Origin of the sequence: Lentzea indica, assembly GCF_012184385.1 — a bacterium.
GTDB classification, from domain to species: domain Bacteria; phylum Actinomycetota; class Actinomycetes; order Mycobacteriales; family Pseudonocardiaceae; genus Lentzea; species Lentzea indica.
In genome coordinates this window covers 1-2,545 of the sequence record NZ_VSRL01000481.1, presented here as the reverse complement: position 1 = coordinate 2,545, position 2,545 = coordinate 1, and the positions used below count along the sequence as shown (strand labels likewise).

The following is a 2,545-nucleotide window of genomic DNA, read 5'->3' as shown; positions in this document are numbered from 1 at the left end:
CGGCGACTGGCCCGCGTGCGCGTTGTGCGAGCCGGCCGAGGGTGGGTGCCGCACCGTTGCCGGCGTTCGACCCGCAGGCGACGACAGCGAACGCCGTCGCCAGCGCCGTGGTGGCCGCCCCAAACCTCCACAGTGGACTATCAGGTTTCGTCATGGCCTGAACGCTAAGGCCAAATCCGTCCCGTTTCGTCGTACCGCGGTCGTCACTTCAGGAGGGAGGCGGTACGACGGTATTACTCCGCGGCGTCCACACAGGACTGCCGCTACCCCGGTGCGTGCGCTGGGCGCCTGGTCCTGCCAACCGGCCTGAGCACCGCATTAACGGTCTTCTCAGATTCGCTCGGTAGGAAGTCGGCGCCAGATAGGCGAAGTAGCACGTATGTAGGAGGCTCGTGAATGGCAGTCAACGCAGCGCCGTCCGGGGAGACGCCGGCCGGTCGGTTGGCAGGCCGGTGGGTGCCGTGGTTGGTGATCGGCTTGTGGTTGGTGCTGACGGTCGTCATGGGGCCGTTGAGCGGAAAGCTGAGTTCGGTCACCACCGACAAAGCTGCGGACACTCTGCCGGCCGGCGCCGAGTCCACCAAGGTCGCGGTGCTGGAGGACAGTCTCCCCGGCGGGAACGACAACACGTTCGTCTTCGTGTACCACCGCGACAGCGGCATGACCGACGCCGACCGCGCGATGGTCGAGCGCCACTACGACACCCTTGCCAAGCGGTACCCGCCCAAGGTGGTGGCCCCGGCCGGCGAGGACGACGAGGGCTCGCAGACGAGACCCTCCACCGACGGCAAGGCGATGATGTTCACCCTCGATGTGAGCACGACCTACGGCGCACCGGAGGCCATCGTCGGCCCGTTGCGTGACGCCGCGAAGGACCGCCCCGCCGGCCTGGAACTCGACGTGACCGGCCCGGCCGCGGTCGACGGCGACATGGACGCCGTCTTTGACGGCATCGACCTGCAGGTCCTCCTCACCACCATCGTCGTCGTCACGCTCCTGCTCATCATCACCTACCGCAGCCCGGTGTTGTGGCTCATCCCGCTGGTGGCCGTGGGCGCGGCCGCACTGACCGCGATGGCGACCGTGTACCTGCTCGTCAAGGGCTTCGGCATCGTGGTCAACGACCAGAACTCGGCGCTGCTGACGATCCTGGTGTTCGGCGTCGGCACGGACTACGCGCTGTTGCTCATCGCCCGATATCGGGAAGCACTGCACCACCACGAGAACGTCCGGGTCGCGATGATCCACGCGCTACGCGGCGCGGCGCCGGCCATCGTCGCGTCCGCGGCCACCGTGATCGCCGGCCTGCTCTGCCTGCTCGTCGCGGACCTCAACAGCACCAGCGGGCTGGGCCCGATCGGCGCGGCCGGCATCCTGTGCGCGTTGGTGGCCATGCTGACGCTGTTCCCGGCGATGCTGGTGGTGCTCGGCAGGCGGATCTTCTGGCCGGCCATCCCGCGGTTCAGCACGGCCGTGGAGGAGAAGCCGGGGCTGTGGGTACGGCTCGGCGCCGCCATCAGTCGCCGCCGGTGGGTGGCGACGCTCGGCTCGCTCGGAGTCCTGGGCGTGCTCGCCATCGGGCTGGCGGGCAACACCGGTGCCCTGCGGGAGCAGGACCAGTTCGTGTCCGCGCCGGAGTCGGTCACCGGCTTCTCCGTTCTCCGCCAGCACTTTCCGGAGCTCGGCGGCCAGCCGATGACGATCTTCACGCGGCCGGCGTACCAGGAGCGGGTGCTCGACGTCGTCAAGGGCACTCGCGGTGTGGCAGTGGCCATCCCGGGTCAGTCCAGCGGTGGCTGGGCCGACATCTCGGTGTTCCCGACGGACGCGCCGGACACCGTCGCGGAGTACGACACGATCAAGCGGGTGCGCACCGCCGTGCACGCGGTGAGCGGGGCGGAGGCGATCGTCGGCGGGCCGAGTGCGGAGAACCTCGACACCAAGGTGACCACCAGCCGCGACGAGAAGCTGGTGATCCCGTTGGTGCTCGTCGTCGTCCTGATCGTCCTCGGGCTGCTGCTCCGAGCGGTGGTGGCCCCGCTGGTCCTGATGGCCACCGTGATCGTCTCGTTCGCCGCGGCCTTCGGCGGCAGCGTGTTCGTCTTCGACACGATCCTCGGGTTCAAGGGCGTCGACTACTCGGTGCCGCTGCTGGCGTTCCTGTTCCTGGTGGCGCTCGGCGTCGACTACAACATCTTCCTGGCCAGCCGGGCACGGGAGGAGGCAGTGCGTCTGGGCACCCGAGAGGGCATGCTCAAAGCACTGTCCGCCACCGGTGGTGTGATCACGTCGGCGGGCCTGGTCCTGGCGGCCACGTTCGCGGTCCTCGTCACGCTTCCGCTGGTGATGCTGATCGAGGTCGGGTTCCTGGTCGCCTTCGGCGTGCTGCTCGACGCCCTGCTGGTGCGGTCGGTCCTGGTGCCCGCTCTCACCCTGCTGATCGACCGGCGGATGTGACCACCAGGGCCAGGTTCGGGCGGGAGATGGCGGTGCGCAGGATGTCCAGCACGACCGTTGCCACCGGAGGCGGGGTCGAGGGGAGCAG

1 protein-coding gene is annotated in these 2,545 nt (G+C 69.0%); it reads left to right on the top strand.

Translation table 11 applies throughout. The annotated features are described in order from the left end of the window. Positions 1 to 396: 396 nt before the first annotated feature. Complete coding sequence (locus tag FXN61_RS48690) at positions 397 to 2,457, top strand: MMPL family transporter (protein WP_223165911.1); 2,061 nt, start codon at positions 397 to 399, stop codon at positions 2,455 to 2,457. Positions 2,458 to 2,545: the final 88 nt, after the last annotated feature.